Annotated in this window: 16 protein-coding genes; 11 read left to right on the forward strand and 5 right to left on the reverse strand. The window is 63.9% G+C overall.

What is annotated here, in order from left to right:
* Positions 1–54: 54 nt before the first annotated feature.
* Positions 55–471 (forward strand): organic hydroperoxide resistance protein, encoded by a 417-nt coding sequence (locus QEN71_RS30015; protein WP_201649381.1) that lies wholly within the window; start codon positions 55–57, stop codon positions 469–471.
* 23 nt (positions 472–494) lie between these two features.
* Here the strand turns inward: QEN71_RS30015 and QEN71_RS30020 are convergent, their stop codons facing one another.
* Positions 495–1115: a TetR/AcrR family transcriptional regulator gene (locus tag QEN71_RS30020; RefSeq protein ID WP_201649380.1), complete on the reverse strand. Its 621-nt coding sequence runs from the start codon at positions 1113–1115 to the stop codon at positions 495–497.
* Position 1116: 1 nt separating this feature from the next.
* Entirely contained in the window at positions 1117–1539 is a 423-nt protein-coding gene (locus QEN71_RS30025) for an ester cyclase (protein WP_201649379.1), read from the reverse strand.
* A gap of 196 nt (positions 1540–1735) precedes the next feature.
* Between QEN71_RS30025 and QEN71_RS30030 the strand changes: the two genes are divergently transcribed.
* The 3 genes from QEN71_RS30030 (at position 1736) to QEN71_RS30040 (ending at position 7889) form a co-directional block, all read left to right on the forward strand.
* Entirely contained in the window at positions 1736–3319 is a 1584-nt protein-coding gene (locus QEN71_RS30030; RefSeq protein ID WP_201649378.1) for a Na+/H+ antiporter, read from the forward strand.
* Positions 3320–3696: 377 nt separating this feature from the next.
* Positions 3697–4956: an extracellular solute-binding protein gene (locus tag QEN71_RS30035; RefSeq protein ID WP_233471742.1), complete on the forward strand. Its 1260-nt coding sequence runs from the start codon at positions 3697–3699 to the stop codon at positions 4954–4956.
* Positions 4953–7889 (forward strand): bifunctional diguanylate cyclase/phosphodiesterase, encoded by a 2937-nt coding sequence (locus QEN71_RS30040; RefSeq protein WP_201649377.1) that lies wholly within the window; start codon positions 4953–4955, stop codon positions 7887–7889. The genes QEN71_RS30035 and QEN71_RS30040 overlap by 4 nt, the downstream gene beginning before the upstream one ends.
* A 24-nt stretch (positions 7890–7913) precedes the next feature.
* Here the strand turns inward: QEN71_RS30040 and QEN71_RS30045 are convergent, their stop codons facing one another.
* Positions 7914–8570, reverse strand: coding sequence for a DUF4410 domain-containing protein (locus tag QEN71_RS30045; RefSeq protein WP_201649376.1), 657 nt, complete (start codon positions 8568–8570; stop codon positions 7914–7916).
* Between the two features lie 229 nt (positions 8571–8799).
* Between QEN71_RS30045 and QEN71_RS30050 the strand changes: the two genes are divergently transcribed.
* Together QEN71_RS30050 and QEN71_RS30055 are read left to right on the forward strand one after the other, a co-directional pair.
* Positions 8800–9261, forward strand: coding sequence for a (2Fe-2S)-binding protein (locus QEN71_RS30050; RefSeq protein WP_201649375.1), 462 nt, complete (start codon positions 8800–8802; stop codon positions 9259–9261).
* A 3-nt stretch (positions 9262–9264) separates the two neighbouring features.
* Entirely contained in the window at positions 9265–11457 is a 2193-nt protein-coding gene (locus tag QEN71_RS30055) for a xanthine dehydrogenase family protein molybdopterin-binding subunit (RefSeq protein ID WP_201649374.1), read from the forward strand.
* A 67-nt stretch (positions 11458–11524) separates the two neighbouring features.
* Here QEN71_RS30055 and QEN71_RS30060 read toward each other — a convergent pair whose 3' ends face one another.
* Entirely contained in the window at positions 11525–11848 is a 324-nt protein-coding gene (locus QEN71_RS30060) for a DUF4148 domain-containing protein (protein WP_201649373.1), read from the reverse strand.
* A gap of 361 nt (positions 11849–12209) precedes the next feature.
* On the opposite strand from QEN71_RS30060, the gene QEN71_RS30065 reads away from it, so the two are divergent.
* The 5 genes from QEN71_RS30065 to QEN71_RS30085 all read left to right on the forward strand — a co-directional run bounded on the left by QEN71_RS30065 (position 12210) and on the right by QEN71_RS30085 (position 20970).
* Positions 12210–15407, forward strand: coding sequence for an efflux RND transporter permease subunit (locus QEN71_RS30065; RefSeq protein WP_201649372.1), 3198 nt, complete (start codon positions 12210–12212; stop codon positions 15405–15407).
* Between the two features lie 9 nt (positions 15408–15416).
* Positions 15417–16655 carry an efflux RND transporter periplasmic adaptor subunit gene (locus QEN71_RS30070; RefSeq protein ID WP_201649371.1) on the forward strand — a complete coding sequence of 413 codons (1239 nt, stop codon included), beginning with the start codon at positions 15417–15419 and terminating at the stop codon, positions 16653–16655.
* A gap of 12 nt (positions 16656–16667) precedes the next feature.
* Positions 16668–18128, forward strand: coding sequence for an efflux transporter outer membrane subunit (locus QEN71_RS30075; protein ID WP_201649370.1), 1461 nt, complete (start codon positions 16668–16670; stop codon positions 18126–18128).
* A gap of 89 nt (positions 18129–18217) precedes the next feature.
* Positions 18218–19090 carry an extracellular solute-binding protein gene (locus tag QEN71_RS30080; protein ID WP_377790409.1) on the forward strand — a complete coding sequence of 291 codons (873 nt, stop codon included), beginning with the start codon at positions 18218–18220 and terminating at the stop codon, positions 19088–19090.
* Positions 19087–20970 (forward strand): ABC transporter ATP-binding protein/permease, encoded by a 1884-nt coding sequence (locus QEN71_RS30085; RefSeq protein WP_201649368.1) that lies wholly within the window; start codon positions 19087–19089, stop codon positions 20968–20970. The genes QEN71_RS30080 and QEN71_RS30085 overlap by 4 nt, the downstream gene beginning before the upstream one ends.
* A 10-nt stretch (positions 20971–20980) precedes the next feature.
* Here the strand turns inward: QEN71_RS30085 and QEN71_RS30090 are convergent, their stop codons facing one another.
* Positions 20981–21922: a LysR family transcriptional regulator gene (locus tag QEN71_RS30090; RefSeq protein WP_201649367.1), complete on the reverse strand. Its 942-nt coding sequence runs from the start codon at positions 21920–21922 to the stop codon at positions 20981–20983.
* Between the last annotated feature and the right edge of the window lie 159 nt (positions 21923–22081).

Below are 22081 nucleotides of genomic sequence, written 5' to 3' on the forward strand. Positions count from 1 at the left end.
CTTCAATACGGTCATCGATTGTTTGCCCCCAACCACTCAACCGGAGCACGCATCATGGCCCAGATCGAAAAAGTACTGTACACAGGCAAGGTTCACACGACGGGCGGCCGCGAAGGCGCCGCGCGCAGCTCGGATGGCCGTCTCGACATCAAGCTGTCGACGCCCGGCGGCGCAGGCGCAGGCACGAACCCGGAGCAACTGCTCGGCGCGGGCTGGTCGGCATGTTTCATCGGCGCGATGGGCGGTGCGGCGCGTGCGCTGAACGTCTCGCTGCCGGCTGACACCAGCGTCGATACGGAAGTCGATCTCGGCACGACCGACGGCGCGTACTTTATTCAGGCGCGTCTGAGCGTGAGCCTGCCCGGCCTGCCGCGCGACGTCGCGCAGCAAGTGGTCGACCGCGCGCATCAGACCTGCCCGTACTCGAAGGCGACGCGCGGCAATATCGACGTGACGGTCACGCTCGTTTAAACGGTCGATAAAGGGCAGCGCGGCTACGTGTCTGCCCTGCTCCGTTTCGCCGCCTCGACCAGCGCGCGGATTGCCCAGCGCTTCACCTTGCGAGCCCGCGCGTCGTCGAGTTGCAGCACGTCCTTGAACACGATCATCGCTTCCGTGCCGATCACGAGGGCGAGCGCCTGCGTCAAGGTTTCGTATGCAGCGGGCTTGAATTCGTCCTGCATGGGTTCCAGCGCGGCTTCGATCAGCGCCGTCCGCCGGTTCTGCCGCAGCGGTGCGTCATCGCCGTTATCGCCCTTCGCGGCACGTTCCAGCGAATGAGCGAGCATCATGCGAAGCGGCGCTTCGTTGGCGAGAATCATCTCGTGCAGCGCCGTGTCCACACGCGTGAGCCGCGCCACGGGATCATCCGACGCGCGCGCGCCGAACAGCTTCGACGCATCCGGCGTGGCGACATCGAGCGACGCTTCGAGCATCAGCGCATCCATGCTCGGAAAATGACGATACGCGGTGGCACGCGACACCATCGCTTCTTCGGCGATATCTTCGAGGCTCGGCTTGCGCCCCTGCTGCATCAATCGCGATGCCGCCTGCAGCAAGTCCTTGCGCGTGCGCCGCTTCTGGTTCGCACGCCCGTTGATCGTCACGTCTGCCATATCACGCTTGCGGTAACTGTTGAATGATGGCGGCGAGATCGACCCACACGTTCTCGCGCCTGATTTGCCCGTTCTCCGCGAATTCCAGCACATGCAGCATGCGGAATTCGAGCGGACGTCCACGGCCTTCGAGTCCGAACGGCCTGCCCGACGCCTTGCCGCGCCATAGTGATTCGTCGATCACAAAGCCTTCGCCATAGAGACGCCGCAGGCATTCCACCCTGCTCTCCGACAGATCCGCGAACAGCGCCTCGTAAAACGGCCTTACTTCATCGCGGCCACGCACCGGCCCCGCAGGCCAGCCGATCACATCATGCTCGACATCCGGCGCAAGCGTGGCGAGCACGCCGTCTACGTCGTCGCGTCGCTCGAAACCGAAATGCTCTTCGATTTTCCCGTCCATCTGCACCGCTGTCAGCGTCATGATTGGCTCCTCGCGCGATTGCGTTCGCGCCGTTCGCCAATTCATTCTAGTGAGACTTCAGTCTCATTACAAGATAGTAATGTATCGACTTGCGCGAGTGTTCCGGGACGCCGCACCGCCCATCGGCGGCGCCTTGTTTTCAACCCCGGCATACTGCACGCTTCTGGCTCCCCGCGAGCGCTCAACAGGAGATGTCATGTCGGCCGTGTCGGCATTCAAGCTGGTGCTGCTTTCGCTGATTGCGATCATCGCGCTCGAACTGATCGCCAGGCGTCTGCGCTTGCCGCCCGCTGCGGCGTTGCTGGTCGGCGGCGCTGCGATGGCCTTCGCGCCCGGCCTGCCGCCTGTCGTCCTCGATCCCGATCTCGTGCTGATCGTCTTCCTGCCGCCCTTGCTGATGGACGGCGCGTACTTCTTCGTCTGGACCGATTTCAAGCGGCATATCAAGCCGATTCTGCTGTTCGCGATCGGCGCGGTCGCGTTCACGACGTGGATCGTCGGCGTCGTCGTGCATTGGGTCGTGCCGTCGCTGCCGTGGGCCGCCTGCTTCGCGCTCGGCGCCGTCGTCTCGCCGCCCGATGCCGTCGCGGCCAAAGCGGTGCTGGAACGGGTCGCGCTGCCGCGCCGCCTGATGGTGCTGCTCGAAGGCGAAAGCCTGCTCAACGACGCCGCCGGCCTCGTGCTGTTCCGCTTCGCCGTCGCCGCCGCGCTGACAGGCGCGTTCAGCGCGTCGCACGCCGCGCTGAGTTTCGCGGGACTCGCGGTGGGCGGCGTCGCTGTCGGATGCGTGGTCGGCTTTGTCGTCGTGTGGCTGCTGCGCCTGCTCGACGGCGACTATCTGATCATCACGACGTCGGTGATTTCGTGCTGGATCAGTTATATCGCGGGCGAAATGCTGGACGTGTCGAGCGTCATTTCGACGGTGACGTGCGGCATGGTGCTCGGCTGGCATCAGCATGAAATTTTTTCGGCGACTGTGCGCATGCGCGGCACGGCGTTCTGGCAAGTCATCGTGTTCGTGTTCGAAGCGCTCGTGTTCGTGCTGATCGGGCTGTCGCTGCGCGGCGTGATGCTGCGGCTCGGCGGCATCGACAACGCACTCGCGCTGCTCGGCCCGGCGGCGCTGGCGACCGTGGCAACCGTCGTCGTGTCGCGCGGCGTGTGGACTTTCGGGCTGGAAGCGATCAACGCCGTGCTGCACCGCATCTCGCGTCGCGCCGCGCCGCCCGCCGACTGGCGCTCGGCATCCGTCGTGAGCTGGGCGGGCATGCGCGGCGTCGTGACGCTGGCGATCGCGCTGTCGCTGCCCGAAACGATGCCAGGCCGCGACCTGATCCAGTTCTCGGCGTTCGTCGTGATTCTTTTTACGGTGCTGCTGCAAGGAACCACGATCGGCCTGGCGATCCGCATCATCCGGCCCGCCGCCGACGCCCACGCGTCGACCTATCTGACCGAACCGCAGGCATGGGCGCGCCTCGAAGCCGCGCAGTTCGAAGCGATCAAGCCGCTCGTCCATGCGCCCGACGGCAGCGTGCTACATCCGCGGCTGCTCGAACAGTACAGCTATCGCGCGCGCCTGACACACGAGTTTCAGGACGCCGAGAGCTTTCCGCAGGAGGCGCGCAAAGCGCATTACGACGTCGTGCTCGCCGCCATCGCGGCGGGACGCGCGGAACTGTTGCGCATGCATCGGCGCGGCCTGATTCACGACGAACTGCTGCACGTGCTGGAGCGCGATCTCGATCTGCAGGAAATGGCTTCGCGCCACGCTCAGGGATGACCCGGAGCGGCCTCGCGCACGGCCGTAAGCCGCCTCAAGTAAATGACGACGCATGCCGATATGCAGTTGAGGCACCGCCCCGTCTGATACTCCTAGCCGCCGTCAGGGCCCCGATATGCGCGTCGCATCCGCCGCAAGCGTTTCATTGCATGCTTCGATCACCTCGTCACGTCATGTAATCGGGCCCTGGTTGACCGGCAATCGTTTGCCTTCCGCCGATTCATCGCTCAGAGCGCATCGCGCGTCCATTCGGGACGCCGCTTCCGCTCGCCGGTGCGTTGCGCGGACCTGGCGCCGCGACGGACTTTCTCCACTCCGAACCTGACAGTGATTCTCACGTGCGACGACTTGCCTTTGCCTCCCTGCTATCCGGCCTGGTGACTGTCCTTTTTTTGTCGTTGTACGGTTGTCATCAGAAGGATTCCGCTTCGCCGGGCGCGGCCGCGCCCGCGAAGACGGTCATCACCGCGCTGGTCTGGGCGCCGGACTGGCCGGAAGAAATGCTTCAGATCGCCGCCGCGTTCAGCAAGGAAAATCCGGACATCGGCGTGAATGTGCAGTTCATGGTCGGCAATTCCGTCGAGGCGAACATCAAGCCGCGCATCGCCTCCGGCAACCTGCCGGACCTCGTCAGTGTGAACCCGAATGCGTACTCGGCCGAACTGGCCGATCAGGGCATTCTGGCCGACGCCGGCAAAACGTCGGCATGGAACAACATGCTCGATCCGCTCAAGGACGACTGGACGAGCCGTCGGCAGTCGAAGGCGTTCGGCATTTCGGGCGGCGTGGCGACGGTGTTGATGTACTACAACCAGGACATGTTCGAGAAAGCCGGCATCAAGACGCTGCCGACCAATTTCCGCGAATTCCTGGCCGTCTGCGAGCAGCTCAAGCGCGCGGGTTTCACGCCTGTCATGTGGAACGGCGGGTTTCCGAACATGCTGGGCAACGGCCCGTTCAGCTTCGGCTTCGCGAACAACGTAGTCGCGCGCGAGCCCGAGTGGAAAAAGAAGATCGACGACGGCACGCTGAATCTGAACACGCCGGCAGTCGCCGATATATTTGCGAAGATGTCGCTGATCGCGGATCGCGGCTACGTGCAGGATGGATACATGGCGACGGACTACGACGGCGGCATCCGCCTGTTCAAGGAAGGCAAGGTCGCGATGGCGTTCCACGGCAGCTGGGCGGCCGGTCTGCTGCTGCACGGCAATCCGTTCCGGGCGGGCGTTTTCATTCCGCCGTGGAATGCGCCCGGCAAGCGCGTCGTGCCCGTGATCGGCAGCGAAACGGGCTTTGCGGTGTGCGAAACCCCGAACAAGGCGGCCGCCTTGCGCTTCCTGGAATTCATCGCCGGCAAGGGTTTCAGCATTCTCCAGGCGAAGCGCCAGAACATCTCGCCGTTCAAACAGAGCGCGGGCGCGATTGCGGGCGATCCGCAGATCGTCGAATACACGCGCATGGTCAGTCGTTTTCCCGTCACGGCGAGCCCGTACTATTCGGAGCTTCCGTCGAACTCTATCGAGCGCCTGCATCGTCTGATGCAGGATGTCCTCTTGAAGCGGATCACGCCGAAGCAGGCCGCCCAGCAGCTCGACGCGTCCGTCAAGAATGAAGCAAAGATGCATTACAAATGAGCTCGATCATCGCTTCACTGCAACGTGCTTTTGAATATCTGTCGCAGGATCTGTTGCGCCGTGTCGAAATCCGCTACCGGCTGATTACCGCGTTCATCCTGCTGTCGCTGCTGCCCGTTCTCATTTCGGGCTACATATCGTACGCGGAGTCGACAGCGGCCATCAAAGAGAAGGCCGAGATCTTTTCGAAGGAAGTGGTCAAGCAGGTGTCGCGCAACGTCGTGCTGCGCATGGAGCAGATCGAGACGGAAAGCAGCCTGCTCGTGCTGTCCGATCAGGTTCAGGCCGCGCTGATGAAAGTCGCGAATGGCAACGCGAAGGAACAGAGCGAAGCGCGCCAGGACATGACGCGGCTGCTTCTCGATCACTACGGCTCGGTCGATTTCATCAACGAGAAGTACCTGCTCGACGACCACGACCGGATCATGGACACGCAGGCGTTCTCGCAACTGACGCGCGGCGTGATGCGCTTCGTCAGGCAGGCGCCCGATCACAACGGACGCCCTTACTGGGGCAGCTACGACAACGGCGTCGGCCAGCAGAATCTGGGGATGGTGCGCGCCGTCATCGGCAAGAGCAACAACCGGCGGCTCGGCAATCTGGTGCTGGTGATTCGCCCCGAACATTTCTCGACGATTTTCAACGACGTCGCATCGGGCACGGGCACACAGATCTGCGTGGTCGACATGCGCACCAACAAGCTGATCGTGCGCGCCGACGACACGTCCGCCAGTGCGGACACGACAGTCGCGCCCAGCCTGATCGACAGGATCACGCACAACAACGAGGCGCTCGGCGAGCCGAACGGCTTCGTCAGTTACGAGGGCAAGGACCGCGCGGGCTATTTCGCGGCGTACACGCGGATTCCCGGCACGACGTGGTTCGTCGTCAGCACGATCCCGGAAAAGAAGCTGACGGCCGAAGCGCAATCCGTGCGCAACCAGATCGTGCTGGTCGGCATTTCGGGTTTCCTGCTGTCCATCTTCTTCGCGTACTTCATCTCGCACAGCATTTCGGCGCCGCTGAAAAACCTCGTGCGCAAGATGCACGACACGGGCAGCGATGCAGGCGCCGAAGCCGACGCGCTCGCCGAAGAAGCGACTGTCGACGGCAACGGCCAGGACGAACTGGGCCGGCTCGAAGCGCGTTTCGAAAGAATGCGCGCGGCCATCCGGCAGAAGATCCACAAGATCAACGAGATCAACGCGTCGCTCGAACAGACCGTGGCCGAACGCACGGCAGAACTCGTCAGCCGTGAGCTGGAGTCGCGCACGCTGATCGAAAATTCGCCGGACACGATCACGCGCTACGACCGCGACCTGCGCCGCACGTATGCGAACCCGGCGTTCTGCGCGTCGGCGGGACGCAGCCTCAGCGAAGCGCTCGGCAAGCGGCCTTCGGAGATACCCGGCGGCACGAACGCGCTGATCTACGAGCGCAAGATCAACGAGGCGATTTCGAGCGGCAAGAGCGGGCAGTTCGAACTGCGCTGGCTCAGCAAGGACGGCCAGGAGCAGTGCTCGCATATCCGCCTCACGCCGGAGATCGATCCGTCGGGCAACGTGAATTCGGTGCTCGCCGTGGGACGCGACCTGTCGGACCGGATGGCGTTCGAAGCCGCGATCTGGCAGCAGGCCAACTTCGACACGCTGACGCAACTGCCGAACCGGCAGATGTTCCAGAACCGTCTCGAACAGGAAGCGAAGATCGCACAGCGCTCCGGACATCGGATGGCCTTGATGCTGATCGATCTGGACCGCTTCAAGGAAGTCAACGACTCGCTCGGACACGACACGGGCGACACGCTGCTGATCGAAGCCGCGCGGCGCATCACCTCGTGCGTGCGTGAAACGGACACGGTCGCGCGTCTGGGTGGCGACGAGTTCACCGTGATCCTGCCGGATATCGACAACGCGGGCAGCATCGAGCGGATCGCGCGTTCGATCATCGCCACGCTGTGCGAGCCGTTCGCGCTCGGACCGGACGAAGCGTTCATTTCGGCGAGCATCGGCGTCACGGTGTATCCCGACGACGCGCGCGAACTCGATGTGCTCTTCAAGAACGCCGATCAGGCGATGTACGCGGCGAAGAACGCGGGCCGCAATCGCCTGAACTACTTCACGCCTGACTTGCAGGTCGCGGCGGAAAAGCGCCTGCGTCTGACGAGCGATCTGCGCACCGCGTTGCCGCACGAACAGTTCCGCCTCTACTACCAGCCGATCGTCGATCTTGCGACGGGCGACATCTTCAAGGCCGAGGCGCTGATCCGCTGGCTGCATCCCGAGCGCGGCATGGTCAGCCCGCTCGACTTCATCCCGCTCGCGGAAGACACGGGCCTGATCGTGCCGATCGGCGACTGGGTGTTCAGGCAAGCCGTGCAGCAGGCGAAGCTGTGGCGCACGCGTTTTCATCCGTCGTTCCAGATCAGCGTGAACATGTCGCCCGTACAGATTCGCCAGGACAATCAGCTCGGCACGCAATGGTCCGACTATCTGACGCGCGAAGGGATGCCGGGACAGAGCGTGGCGATTGAAATCACGGAAGGCCTGTTGCTGCACGCCGACCCGGACATCGACGAGCGCCTCGCGACGTTCCGCAACGCGGGCATCCGCATTTCGATCGACGACTTCGGCACGGGGTATTCGTCGCTCGCGTATCTGAAACGCTTCGACATCGACTTCCTGAAGATCGACCGGTCTTTCGTGCAGAACCTGGGTTTCGACGCGGACAATCAGGCGCTGTGCGAAGCGATGGTCGTGCTCGCGCACAAGCTCGGGTTGAAGGTGATCGCGGAAGGCGTCGAAACGGTCGAGCAGCGTGACTTTCTGACGGCTGTCGGTTGCGACTTTGCGCAAGGCTATCTGTATTCACAACCGGTTCCGGCCGATCAGTTCGAGGCGCTCGTGTGGCCGCGTATCGAGGCAAGCATTTGACGAACGAGACGGCGTGGTCGCGCTTTATTGCTTGACGCGCGCGACCACGGTGTCGGCGACCTGAGACGCAGCCTGTTTGATGTCGGCCTGTTCGTCGTTGCCGGCCATCACGTAGCGCGCCGCCGCGACATACGGATTCAGCTTGATGATCGCGCCGGGCGCGTGCTTGTCGGACTGACCTTCGATGGTCTGATAAAGCGGCGCGGGCGATTCGACGGGCAACGTATCGATGGCGACGGCCAGTTCGATCTTGCCCTGTCCCGCGCCGAAACCCACGACGGCGCGCCGCACGCGATTGCCTTCGTCGACGGCCAGAAACACGCCGCGCACCAGCCAGCCTTGCGCGGGCAGCGGCGCGCCGGCGGGAAGACGGCGCGCATCGATGCCGCCGCGCTGCAGATCGCCGATCAGCGTTTCCGACATGCTCGCGACCAGCGCCTGCGACTTCTTCTGCGGATCCTGCTCCGACAGATGCAGCGGCGACAGACTGCCCGCAAGGCGACGCGCGCGGCTCAAGCGGCTTTGATCGGGCGTGATGTTGGCGGCGTCGAGTTCGAAATCCGACACGTAGACGACGGGCGCTGGCCCTGACGCTAAGCCGCTCTGCTGGCCCGAAGCAGCGGACGCGAACGCAGCGAACCACAACGCTGCAACAAAGCCCTTCCACCGTCGATTGTTCATCGCTGTCTCCTGATCGTGGCGATCATGCGGAAACTGTTTGCGCCATCGACGAATATACGCCGGCTGCGCTGAAATCACCGACAAAGCCGCGCTTCACATCCGCAGAATCAGGCAAGACTTTCAGAGTTTCTGGACAACAGAAGCGGCCCGCTTTGCGCCACACTCCGACACGCAGCCGCGCAACGCTGTGCAGCGCGCGCGCATAACCAGAACCAACTCGGAGTTATCGATGTCCACCACTCTGATTCTCAACGGGAAGTCCACGACGCTGGACGCCGATCCCAACATGCCGCTGCTCTGGGCCATCCGCGAAGTCGCGGGCCTGCACGGCACGAAATTCGGCTGCGGCATGGCGCAGTGCGGCGCGTGCACGGTGCATCTGGAAGGACAGCCTATCCGCTCGTGCGTCACGCCGCTGTCGGCGGTAGAAGGCCGCCACATCACGACGATCGAAGGCTTGCAGGGCAAACCCGCGAAAGCCGTGCAGGCCGCGTGGGTGAAGCTGCAAGTCCCGCAGTGCGGCTACTGTCAGTCCGGACAGATCATGTCCGCAGCCGCGCTGCTCGCGCAAAACCCCAAGCCGACGGACGCCGACATCGACGCCGCGATGAGCGGCAACATCTGCCGCTGTGCGACCTACACGCGGATTCGCGCAGCGATCCACGACGCCGCCGGCACGATTCAGGGGTGAGCGATGACGACCGATACCGTTGACATCCAGCGCCCGGCGCGGCGCTCGTTTCTGAAAGGCGCGGGCACGGTGGCCGCAGTTGCGCTGACCATCGGCTTCGAATGGACCGTGACGTCCCGGCGCGCGATCGCGGCGCAAGCGCCAGGCGCTGCGTTCGCACCGAACGCCTTCCTGCGCGTCGGCCCCGACGACAGCGTGACCGTGATCGCGAAGCACGTCGAAATGGGCCAGGGCGCTTACACCGGGATCGCGACGATCGTCGCGGAAGAACTCGATGCGGACTGGTCGCACGTGCGCGTCGAAAGCGCGCCCGCCGATGCGAAGCGCTACGCGAATCTCGCGTTCGGCACGATCCAGGGCACGGGCGGCAGTTCGGCGATGGCCAATTCGTGGATGCAGCTGCGCGAAGCCGGCGCGAAAGCGCGTGCGATGCTCGTGACGGCGGCGGCACAGCAATGGAAAGTGCCCGCGTCAGACTTGCGAACCGAGCGCGGCGTCGTCTATCACGATGCGAGCGGAAAGCATGCGACGTATGGCTCGCTGACTTCGGCGGCAGCGTCGTTGCCTGTACCGGATAACGTAACGCTGAAGGATCCGAAGAACTTCAAGCTGATCGGCAGCCAGGCGCCGCGCGTCGACGTGCCGCCCAAGACCGACGGCACCGCGCAGTTCACGCTCGACGTGACGTTCCCCGGCATGCTCGTCGCCGTGATCCAGCGGCCGCCGCAATTCGGCGCGACGGTCCGTTCGTTCGATGCATCGGCGGCGAAAGCGGTGCCCGGCGTCGTGAAGGTCGTGCAGGTGCCGCGCGGCGTCGCGGTCGTCGGGAAGAGCTTCTGGGCCGCGAAACAGGGCCGCGATGCGTTGAAGGTGGACTGGGACGATACGAACGCCGAGAAGCGCAGTTCGGCGGACATCATGGCCGAGTATCGCAAGGCCGCCGACAAGCCCGGTCTGCCCGCACGCACGGAAGGCGACGCGGCGAAGGCGATCCAGGGCGCGGCGCGCAAGATCTGCGCGAGCTACGAATTCCCGTACCTCGCGCACGCGCCGATGGAACCGCTCGACGCCGTCGTCAAGCTGACGGCCAATAGCTGCGAAATCTGGGCAGGCGACCAGTTCCAGACCGTCGATCAGGCGAACGCCGCTCGCGTCGCGGGTCTGCAGCCGCAGCAGGTCAGCATCCACACGCTGTATGCGGGCGGCAGCTTCGGACGGCGCGCGAATCCGGGTTCGGACTACATCGCCGAAGCCGTGTCGATCGCGAAGGCGCTCGGCGCGAACGGCACGCCCGTCAAGCTGCAATGGACGCGCGAAGACGACATCCACGGCGGCCTGTATCGCCCGATGTATTTTCACAAGCTCGAAGCGGGCCTGTCGCGCGATGGCAAGCTCGTCGGCTGGCAGCATCGGATCGTCGGGCAGTCGATCGTCGCCGATACGCCGTTCTCGGGGTTGATCAAGAACGGGATCGACGGGACGTCGGTGGAAGGCGCGGCGAACATCGCGTATGCGATTCCGAACCTCTCCGTCGAACTGTCGACGATGCGCACAGGCGTGCCCGTTCTCTGGTGGCGCGTCGTGGGCAGTTCGCACACGGCGTTCGCGGTGGAAGCGTTCATCGACGAAGCGGCTCACGCGGCTGGAAAAGACCCGTATCAGTTCCGGCGCGATCTGCTCGAACACGAGCCGCGCATGCGCGGCGTGCTCGATCTCGCCGCGCAGAAAGCAGGCTGGAGCAATGCGCCGCTGCCGTCTGGAAAGGGACGCGGCATTGCCGTAGCCGAAGCGTTCAAGACCTTCGTCGCGCAGGTCGCCGAAGTGTCCGTCGACAAGGATGGCAAGGTGAAGGTCGATCGCGTGGTTTGTGCGGTGGATTGCGGGACGGCGATCAATCCGGACGTGATTGCGGCACAGGTCGAAGGCGGTATCGGCTTCGGTCTGGGCGCAGCACTGTACGGCGCGATCACGCTGAAGGACGGCCGCATCGAGCAGAACAACTTCGACGGCTATCGCGTGCTGCGAATCGACGCGATGCCGAAAGTCGAGGTGCACATCGTTCAGTCGACGTTGCCACCGACGGGTATCGGCGAGCCGGGTGTCGCGCCTGTCGGTCCCGCTGTCGCGAATGCGATTTTTGCGGCGACGGGCAAGCGGGTCTATGCGCTGCCGTTCTCGACGGAGAACCTCGCCTAAGGAGGCTCGCCAACGCCTTCAACCGGCGATGATGCGGCGGGCAGCAAGCCCGCCGCATCGCACTTCATTACTGCCCGAAGAAAACCGGCTTCGGATTGCCGTCCGTCGACGGCGACGCCGGCGCGCCCATCTGCATCGTGCCGCTCGGCGAGACGCCGCCTACGGCTGTCTGTTCCATCGGTTGCCCGCCCGACACCCTGGCTTCGGCTGCCTGGATATCCGCGGGATAGGAAGCGTCATCGCCTACGGGACGATAGCCCGCCTGTTCGACGCGTTGCAGATCATCGCGAACCTGCGCGCGCGTGGCCTGGCCCTGGTCGGCCTGAGCGAAGGAAAGTGCCGGCGCAGCCAGCGCACACGATACGACTACGGCTTGAATCAGTGCTTTCATGATGGTTCACCTGCATGTGAGTCCTCGACCAGCGCCACATCCACAGATGTGGCCCCAATGCCCTTCGCCGCCTTTCCCTGCTTGTCGGTTTCGGTCCCGTCAGCCGTGCGGCTGCCGTTCGCAAAGGGTTAACGCCATTGTGTGCACTGAGTGCTGACCTAACCCTGTCTCTCACATGACAAATCGGTCATTTACGCAAACGACATCGTTTCGAGCCCTTTATGCTCGGCGCCAGATGTCAAATTCGTAATGTCACAGTCACCGACGAGTAAGTGCCCCGCCGCCACACTGCGATCCCATGAAAGGTTCGGGCGCGATCCGCGTTCGGGCAATCCGGCAGATCATCGTCCAAGGAAACGTCATGTGGATCGTCAAACTCGCGCTGCGGCGGCCTTACACGTTCGTCGTGCTGGCCGTGCTGCTCTTCATCATCGGGCCGCTCGCGATCCTGCGCACGCCGACGGACATCTTCCCGAACATCAATATTCCCGTCGTCAGCATCGTCTGGTCGTATAACGGCTTTTCCGCCGAAGACATGGCGCACCGGATCACGTCGAACTACGAGCGCGCGCTCACCACCGACGTCGACGATATCGAACACATCGAATCGCAATCGCTGAACGGCGTGGCCGTCGTGAAGGTGTTCTTCCATCCGGGCGCGGACATCAACCGCGCAATCGCCCAGGCCGCGTCGAACTCCGCGTCGATCCTGCGCGTGCTGCCGCCAGGCACGCTGCCGCCGAACATCATCACGTACAACGCATCGACGGTGCCTGTGCTGCAACTGGGTTTGTCGAGCAATACGCTGCCAGAACAGACGCTCTACGATCTCGGCAACAGCTTCATCCGCACGCAGCTCGCGACGATTCAGGGCGCCGCCGTGCCGCTGCCGTACGGCGGCAAGATTCGCCAGATCGTCGTTGAACTCGATCCGAAAGCGCTGCAGGCAAAAGGCCTCGCTCCCGCCGATGTCGTCAACGCCGTCAACGCGCAAAACCTGATTCTGCCAGGCGGCACCGCGAAGATCGGCTCGCGCGAATACAACGTCGAAATGAACGGCAGCACGAGCACGGTCGCGGCGCTCAACAATCTGCCCATCAAGACGGTGAACGGCAGCGTGGTCTATGTGCGCGACGTCGCGCATGTGATCGACGGCTATGCGCCGCAAACGAATATCGTGCGCAGCGACGGCAAGCGCGCGGCGCTGCTGCAAATCGAAAAAACGGGCAGCGCGTCGACGCTCACGATCATCCAGCAGGTCAAGGCGATGCTGCCGAAGATCGCCGCCGGTCTGCCGGGCGCGCTGAAGATCACGCCGCTCTCCGATCAGTCCGTGTTCGTGAAGTCGGCGGTTTCGGGCGTGGTGCGCGAGGCGTTGATTGCCGCGTGCCTCACGGCCGCGATGATCCTGCTGTTTCTCGGTAGCTGGCGCGCGACGTTGATCATCGCCGTGTCGATTCCGCTTGCCGTGCTGACGTCATTGATTGCGCTGGCCGCGCTCGGGCAGACGATCAACATCATGACGCTCGGCGGACTCGCGCTCGCGGTCGGCATACTCGTCGACGATGCGACCGTGGCCATCGAAAACATCACGCATCACCTCGAAAAAGGCGAGGCGCTGCACGATGCGATTTTGAACGGCTCCGGTGAAATCGCCGTGCCGACGTTCGTCTCGACGCTGTCGATCTGCATCGTGTTCGTGCCGATGTTTTTGCTGTCGGGCGTCGCGCGTTATCTGTTCGTGCCGCTCGCGGAAGCGGTGGTGTTCGCGATGTGCGCTTCATACTTTTTCTCGCGCACGCTGATTCCGACGCTCGCGATGTATCTGATGCGCGCGCCGTCGAAAAACGGTCACAACGCGCAAGGCCGCTTTGCGATTTTCGCGCACTTTCAGGCGCGTTTCGAACAGCACTTCGAAGCGTTGCGCCACGGCTATCACAACGTGCTGCAACGCGCGATCGCGAGCCGCCGGCGCTTCATCCCCGTTTATCTCGCGCTGTGTTTCGCGTCGCTCGCGCTGATTCCGTTTGCGGGCCGCGACTTCTTCCCCGCTGTCGATACGGGCGAAATCAAGCTGCATCTGCGCGCGCCGACGGGCACGCGTATCGAACAGACGGCGCGTATCACCGATGAAGTCGAAGCGAAAATTCGCAGCGTGATTCCGAAGTCGGAACAGGCGGCCGTGCTCGACAACATCGGCGTGCCTGTTAGCGGCATCAACCTGACGTACGACTCGTCGGACCCGATCGGTTCCGAAGACGCCGACATCCTCATTACGCTCACCCCAAATCACAAGCCGACGGCGCAATATGTCGCGCAGTTGCGCAACGTGCTCACGCAAGCGTTCCCGAGCGTGACCTTCGCGTTCCTGCCCGCCGATATCGTCAGCCAGATTCTGAACTTCGGTTTGCCCGCGCCGATCGACGTGCAGATCGTCGGCAACAAGCTCGAACAGAATCGCGTCGTCGCGAACAAGCTGCTCGCGCAGATGCGCGGCGTGCGCGGTCTCGTCGATGCGCGCATCCAACAACCCGGTGACGAACCGACCATCGATATCAACGTCGATCGCACGAAAGCGATTCAGGCTGGGCTCACGCAAAAAGATGTCGCGCAGAACATGCTGATCGCGCTGTCGGGCAGTTCGCAGACGACGCCGAATTTCTGGCTCGATCCGAAGAACGGCGTGAGTTATCCGCTGGTGACGGAAGTGCCGCAGTACGACATTCACTCGCTGCAAACGCTCACCAACATTCCGTTGACGACCGACAAGGTCAGCGTCAATCCGCAGAATCAGCTCGGCACGACGTCGCGCGCCACGCAGCAGGCCGTTGTCTCGCACTACAACGTGCAGCCCGTGCTCGACATTTTCGCGTCGACGCAAGGTCGCGATCTGGGCAGCGTCGCCAGCGACGTGACGAAGCTCGTCGATAACGCGCGTGCGCAGTTGCCGCCCGGTTCGTCGATCGTGATTCGCGGACAGGTGCAGTCGATGAACGAATCGTTCGCGGGTCTCGGCGCGGGTCTCGTTTTTGCAATCGCGCTCGTTTATCTGCTGATGGTCGTGAATTTTCAGTCGTGGCTCGATCCGCTGATCATCATCAGCGGCTTGCCGGGTTCGCTTGCCGGCATCGCATGGATGCTGTTCGCCACGCACACAACACTCAGCGTGCCCGCGCTGACGGGCACGATTCTGTGTATCGGCATCGCGACGGCGAACAGCATTCTCGTCATCAACACGGCGCGCGAATCGCTCGCGAACGGCATGGAGCCGCTCGCCGCCGCGCTCGATGCAGGCTTCAACCGTTTCCGCCCTGTCTTGATGACGGCGCTCGCGATGCTGATCGGCATGCTGCCGATGGCGCTCGGCCTCGGCGACTGCGGCGAACAGAACGCGCCGCTCGGCCGCGCGGTGATCGGCGGGCTGGCGATCGGCACGGTGTCGACGCTGATGTTCGTGCCCGTCGTGTTCGGCCTGGTGCACGCGTGGCTCGCAAAGCGTCGCGCGAAGAAGGCCGCCGATGTCTCCGATCAGACCGACGTGACCACACACGCTCAATAAGGACTTGCCATGACCACGCCCAATCTGCCGAACGATGGCGAACCTGCCGCACGCACCGATCTCGTTCCGGCTGAACCTGCATCCACACGTCGAAAGCGGCGCTACGTGCTGCCCTTTGCGCTTGCCGCCGTCGCTGCCGCGCTGCTCGTCATCGGCATCGCGCCTCGTCTGCAAGCGAGCACCGAGTTGACGAAGCAGGTCGACGCGCAGCGCTATCTCACCGTCGAAACGCTCACGCCGACGCGCGCTCCCGCATCGCAGGAACTGCTGTTGCCCGGCAACGTGATGCCATTCGCCGATGCGTCGATCTACGCGCGCACGAGCGGCTACATCCAGCACTGGTACGCGGATATCGGCGCGAAGGTCAAGGCGGGTCAAACGCTCGCCGACATCGACACGCCGGAACTCGATGCGCAGCTTCGTCAGACACGCGCCGACGAAGCGACCGCGAAAGCCAACTACACGTTCGCGAACAGCACCGCGCAGCGCTGGCAGACGATGTTGCAAACGCAATCCGTCTCACAGCAGGACGCCGACGCGAAGACGAGCGACAGCGCGGCGAAGCTCGCCGCGTGGCAAGCGGCGCAAGCGAACGTGGCGCGGCTTTCCGAGTTGGTCTCGTACGAGAAAGTGACCGCGCCGTTCGATGGCGTGATCACCGCGCGCAACGTCGACGTCGGTGCGCTCGTGACGGCGGGCGGCTCGCCGGGCATCGCAGCGGCTAATGGCGGAGAACTCTTTCATATCGAACAGACGGACAGGCTGCGCGTCTACGTCGACGTGCCGCAAAACGACGCGCAAGGCGTGACGCCTGGCACGAAGGTCTATCTGACGACGCAGCAGTATCCGGGGCGCAAGTTCGACGCGACGGTCGCGCGCAGCACGAATTCGATCGATCCCGTTAGCCGCACGCTGCGCGTCGAAGTCGACGTCGACAATCGCGACGGCACGTTGCTGCCGGGCGCGTATTCGCAGGTGCATCTCGCGCTGGAAACGGCGCATCCCGCGCTCGAAGTGCCTGTCAGCGCGTTGCTGTTCCGGCCGGATGGCGTGACCGTCGCGGTGATCGGCAACGGCGACAAGGTGCAGTTGAAGACCGTGACCATCGGCCGCGATTTCGGCACGTATGTCGAAGTCGCGACGGGACTCGCGGCTACCGACCGCGTCATCAACAATCCCGGCGATGCGATCAGCAGCGGCGAAACGGTGCGCGTCGCGCCCGACACGACGTCCGCGAAACGCGGTTAAGCAGAGGTTCTCATGTTCACTATCCGTGGATCGCTGGTTCGGAAAGCGATTGCCGTCGCGGTGGCATTCGCGTTGACTGCATGTTCGACGCTGCCGCATTACTCGCAGCCGCAAACGGCTGTGCCCGATCACTTCGCGAGCACGCCGCAGGCTTCCGCCGGCTGGTCACTCGCCGCACCCGCCGATGCGCAAACGCGCGGCCCGTGGTGGACGCTCTTCGGCGACGACGAGCTGAATCAACTCGAAGCGCAAGTCGATGTGTCGAATCAGACCGTGCAGAAGGCCGTCGCGCAACTCGAAGCGGCGCGCGCGCTGGTCGACTATCAGCGCGCGGGTTATGCGCCCGTCGTGACGGCGGGCGCGTCGGCGCAGCGCTATCGCACGTCGCAGAATGTGGTGCACAAGGGTTTGGCGGGTCATACCGTGCCGGATTTCTCGGCGGGACTCGCGGCGAGTTGGGAACCCGATCTGTTCGGCCGCGTGAAGGATGCAGCCGTTAATGCACGCGATAACGCGCAGGCCAGCGAAGCCGATCTGCAATCGGTGCGCCTCTCCGTCGCTACGGACCTCGCGATCGATTACTTCAATCTGCGCTCGCTCGACCGCCAGAAGAAGCTGCTCGACGATACCGTGACCGCGTACACCGCCGCGCTGCGGATCGTGCAGCAGCAACTGAAGGACGGCGCAATCGATGCATCGGCGGTTGCGCAGGCGCAGACGCAACTCGAAAGCACCCGCACGCAGGACAGCGACATCGACGTGCAGCGCGCGCAACTCGAACACGCGATCGCGACGCTGATCGGCAAACCGGCTTCGTCGTTCTCACTGCCGCCGAAGGTGCAGACCACCGCACTGCCGCAGATTCCCGCAGGCGTGCCGTCGCAATTGCTCGAACGCCGTCCCGACATCGCCGCCGCCGAGCGGCGGGTCGCGGCCGCGAATGCGCAGATCGGTCAGGCACGTGCGGCGTTTTATCCGAACCTGACGCTGTCGGCGACGGCGGGTCTCGAAAGCTCGTACTTCGCGCCGTGGCTCACGGCGTCGAGTCTGTTCTGGTCGCTCGGCTCGCAGATCGCGGGGACGCTGTTCGACGGCGGCCGCCGCGATGCCGTGCTGAAGAACGCGACCGCGCAATATGACGGCACTGTCGCCGATTATCGGCAAACCGTGCTGGTCGCCTTCCAGCAGGTCGAGGACCAACTGTCTTCGCTGAACACGCTCGCGAGCGAAGCCGACAGCCAGCAACGCGCGACGGCCGCAGCGGACCTGTCGCTCAAACTTACGACAAACCGCTATCAGGCGGGCGCCGTCAATTATCTCGACGTCGTGACGGCGCAGACCATCGCGCTATCGAACGAACGCACAGCGGAACAGATCGGCGCGCGGCGCATCGACGCGAGCGTGCAACTGCTGAAAGCGCTCGGCGGCGGCTGGGACCGCAGCGCGCTGACGGATGCGGCAGCAACGGACTGACATCGGACGGCCCACGCGTTGTCTCGGCTGCAATCACGTCCATGGACGTCGTAATATATGCCCGTTCATAACGCCAACGGGGAAATGTGATGCGCAAGCTGTTGTTGTCGGGAATCGTGTTGACGGGCCTTCTTTTCACGGGCGCCGCGTCCGCCGATGAAGGCAAGGTCGAAGTGCTGTACGCGGGTTCGCTGGTGAATCTGATGGAACGCAGCGTCGGTCCGGCTTTCGAAAAGGAAACGGGCCTGCATTTTCAGGGCTATGCGGCAGGCTCGAACAAGATCGCCAACGAGATCAAGGGCAAGCTGCGGCGCGGCGACGTGTTCATCAGCGCGAGCCCAAAGGTCAATACGGGCCTGATGGGCGCGGCGAACGGCGATCACGTGACGTGGTACGTCAATTTCGCCGAATCGCCGCTGATGATCGGCTACAACCCGCAAAGCCGCTTCGCCGCCGACTTCAAGAAGAAGCGCTGGGATGAAGTCCTGCAGGAGCCGGGCATTCGCGTCGGTCGCACGGATCCGAAGCTCGATCCGAAGGGCGCTTTCACGGTCGAGATGATGACGAAGGCGGCCGCGCTCTATAAGCAGCCGGATCTCGTTGAGAAGACGCTCGGCGATCCGGAGAATCCGGCGCAGGTGTTGCCGGAAGAGACGCTCGTCGGCCGTCTGCAATCGGGTCAGCTCGATGCGGGCTTCTTCTATTCGACGGAAACGTCGGACCTGAAGATTCCCGCGATTCGCCCGGCGCCTGAACTTCAGGCCAAGGCCAGCTACACGCTGACGATCCTCACCGATGCGCCGAACAACGCGGGCGCCGTGCGCTTCGTCGACTTCCTGCTGAGCGCGTCGGGCCGTGCGCTGCTGAAGCAGCATGGCGTCGATATCGTGAAGCCCGTCGTGACGGGTAACGCGCAGGCCGTGCCGTCTTCCGTGCAAGCCGTCCTCGACGCCGCGCAATGACACGCCCCACCGCCCGGCCTCTGCTGTGGCTCGCCTGCCTGCTCGCCGTCTATCTGTGCGCGCCGTTCGTCGCGAGCATTCCGCAGATCGACCACGCGGACTGGGCGGGCGTCGACTGGCGCGGCACGTGGTCGGCGGTGGGTGTGTCGGCGGGAAGCGCGAGCGTCGCGGCGCTCGCGATTCTGATCGGCGGTGTGCCGCTCGGCTATTGGCTCGCGCGCTCACGCTCGCGCGGCATGGCGTTGCTCGGTTTCATCGTGCAATTGCCGCTCGCGCTGCCGCCGCTCACGAGCGGCATCCTGCTGCTGTTTCTGCTCGGGCCGTATAGCTGGCTCGGGCGACTGACGAACGGCGCGCTTACGGACTCGTTCACGGGCATCGTGCTCGCGGAAACGTTCGTGGCCGCGCCCTTCCTCGTCGTCGCGGCGCGCTCCGCGTTCGCCGCGATCGATCCCGTCTACGACGACGTCGCCGCGACGCTCGGACATCGCGCGGTGAGTCGCTTCTTTCGCGTGATGCTGCCGATCGCTTGGCCGTCGATCCGCGCCGGTCTGGTGCTTGCATGGCTGCGCGCGTTCGGCGAATTCGGCGCGACGGTGATGGTCGCCTATCACCCCTATTCGCTGCCTGTTTATACGTACGTCGTGTTCGGCGGCCAGGGGCTGCCCGCGATGATGCCGCTGCTGCTGCCGACGCTCGTGATCGCCGTGTTGTGCGCGGCGCTTTCCGTGGCGTGGCGCGGCGATCGTCCGCGGTTGTTCGAGATCGCCGACAACGGCGATGCAGCGGATCAACCCGTTGCTGAAGCGGCGCGCCCTGCCCTGCCGAATCCTCGACTCGCCTTCGCATTGAAGCGCCATCTCGGCGCGTTCGATCTCGACATCGAATGGATGCCCTCGACCCGGCGGCTGGCGATCATCGGTCCGTCGGGTTCGGGCAAATCGCTCGCATTGAAGTTGATCGCGGGGCTCGAACGTAACGAAGCGGGCTTCGTGCGTTTCGGCGACAAGCAACTCGATACGCTGCCGCCCGAACAGCGTCATGTCGGCTACGTGCCGCAGGATTACGGGCTGTTTCCGCACATGACGGTTGCCCGCCAGCTGTCGTTTCCCGTCGATGCCGATGCCGCAAGCGCGCGTTACTGGGTCGAGCATCTCGGGCTGTCCGCGCTGACGGCGCGTTTGCCGCGCCAGTTGTCGTTCGGTCAGCGCCAGCGTGTCGCGCTCGCGCGCGCGTTGTCGCGGCACAGCCAGCTTCTGCTGTTCGACGAGCCGTTTTCCGCACTCGATACGCCGCGCCGTCGCCGCCTGCAACAGTCGCTACGCGCGTTGCAACGCGAGATTTCAGCCGTCACCGTGCTCGTCACGCACGATCCCGACGAGGCTGCGTTGCTCGCGGACGAAGTGCTTGTCATCGAACGCGGACGCGTGCTGCAGGCGGGAACCGTCGATCAGGTTTTCCGGCAGCCGGCTTCATTGCAGGTCGCGGCGCTGCTTGGGTTGCACAACGTCGGCGTCGGAACGATAGGCGCGCCGGGCACGATCGACACAGCGTCGGGCCTCTCGATCGAAATCGCGGACCACTCTGTTCCGGTTGGAGAGAATGTGATGTGGCGGGTCGCGCCGTCGTCGATCCGGATTGCGCGCGATGGCGCATATCCCGGCGTCATCGATTCCGTCGAATTGCGGCACGGCGATCTTTATGCGGTCGCGAATATCGGCGGAATGCGTTTCGACATTGCATGCGATGGCGAGCCCGACAACGCGCTCGCGTGCGGGCCCGCGCGTTTCTCAATCGATGCGCGTGGAGTCAGCGCCTGGCTCAGCGGCGTGAGCGTGAGCGCGGTGGGGAACGAAAGCCCGGTTTCTTCGCACGCGTAGCGTACAGCGCCTAGTCGCCCGATACGAGCGCGGCATCGTCATGCCTGAGCGCGACGGGCAGCCGATCGTATTTCGACTGCTCGACCAGCAAATCGACGAGCGCACGCACGTTCGGCGCGAGATTGCGGCGGCTGCCATACGCGACGGATAACCCCATCGAAGGCAACGGCTCATCCGGCATCACCTGCACGAGCAAGCGATCGTCCAGATCCTCTTCGACGAGCACGGCGGGGACCAGCGCGACGCCCATCCCTTCGATGGCCATACGACGCAGCATGTCGCTATTGTTTGCGCGGATATGCGTCGCGTGCGCAGCGTTCGCGTCGAGCCATCGGCGCACGGGATCATGTTCTGAGCCGGTCGTGCCGTCGTCGTGCGAGAGCAGCACGAGCGGATCGATGTCCGTCAGTTGCGCGACGCCGCGCAGAGCCGGCACATAGCGCGGCGACGCGACGAGCGTCATCTCGAGATGCGCGAATGCGCGCGCGACGACCGAACCGGGATGCGGATAGGTGTCGTTCGTCAACGCCGCATCGAAACGTCCTTCGACGAGACTGATGGGACCGTCCGCGAAGATGACCTGCGGCACGACGAGCGGATAGCGTTCGGTATAGGCGCTCAGTAGTTTCGCGAGATAGCCCGCACCCACGCTGCCCTGCACCGCGATACGCAAGGTGCCCGACGGCACACCCGTCGCCGCGAGCAGGCCGCCTTCGACGTCGTCGATATCGTCGACGATCGTTCTGACGCGATCCAGAAAGAGCCGCCCTGCTTCCGTCAGCGTCACGCTGCGCGTCGTGCGCTGAAGCAGGCGCGCGTCGAGACGCTCTTCAAGCGAAGCGACGCTGCGTGTCGCGACCGCGCTCGATACTTTCAGCTGATCCGCTGCGCCCGTGAAGCTGCCAAGCTCCGCGACCTTTACAAACATTCTGAGTGACTGCAGATAGTCCATCGTTGCGCTTCTGTAGAAGCGTCGACCGTGAGATCGACGAAGGTCAGATATCGACTGTGGACTGTACAAACGCGGCGCGCCGGGATAAAGCACCCGCAGCTGAATTGACTGTTCATGCCGCTCCGACAATTTCATCGAATGAAATCGTCAGGTGCGCGC

The organism is Paraburkholderia sabiae (assembly GCF_030412785.1).
GTDB lineage: Bacteria > Pseudomonadota > Gammaproteobacteria > Burkholderiales > Burkholderiaceae > Paraburkholderia > Paraburkholderia sabiae.